Source organism: Mycolicibacterium vinylchloridicum, from assembly GCF_013404075.1.
Taxonomy (GTDB): domain Bacteria; phylum Actinomycetota; class Actinomycetes; order Mycobacteriales; family Mycobacteriaceae; genus Mycobacterium; species Mycobacterium vinylchloridicum.
Window position 1 is genome coordinate 1 of the sequence record NZ_JACBJQ010000207.1, and the last position, 691, is coordinate 691.

1 protein-coding gene is annotated in these 691 nt (G+C 68.2%); it reads left to right on the top strand.

Going from position 1 to position 691, the window contains the following annotated elements:
• A partial coding sequence (locus tag HPC46_RS34600; protein WP_179476466.1) for a lipoyl synthase occupies positions 1-691 on the top strand: 691 nt, incomplete at both ends.

Sequence of the window (691 nt, forward strand, 5' to 3'; positions counted from 1 at the left end):
GGTGGCGAGCAGTGCACCCGACGTTGTGATTTCTGCCAGATCGACACCGGTAAGCCCGCCGAGCTCGATCGCGACGAGCCGCGGCGGGTGGCCGAGAGTGTGGCCGCGATGGGGTTGCGCTACGCGACGGTGACCGGGGTGGCCCGTGACGATCTGCCCGACGGCGGCGCGTGGCTGTATGCCGAAACGGTGCGTGCGATCAAGGAACTCAACCCGGCCACCGGCGTGGAGTTGTTGGCCCCGGACTTCAACGGTGAACCCCACCTGTTGCGCGAGGTGTTCGATGCGCGGCCGGAAGTGTTCGCGCACAACGTGGAAACGGTGCCGCGGATCTTCAAGCGGATCCGTCCGGCGTTTCGCTATCAGCGCAGCCTTGATGTGCTGACCGCGGCGCGGGCGGCCGGACTGGTCACCAAGAGCAATCTGATTCTGGGCATGGGCGAGACCATCGACGAGGTGCACACCGCGCTGGCCGATCTGCACGGCGCGGGCTGCGACATCGTCACGATCACCCAGTACCTGCGCCCATCGGTGCGGCATCACCCGGTGGCGCGCTGGGTCAAACCCGAGGAGTTCGTCGAGCTGGCGGCCTACGCCGAGGGGCTGGGATTCGCCGGAGTGCTCTCCGGACCGCTGGTGCGCTCCTCCTACCGCGCGGGCCGGCTGTATCAGCAGGCCGCGGCCGCACACA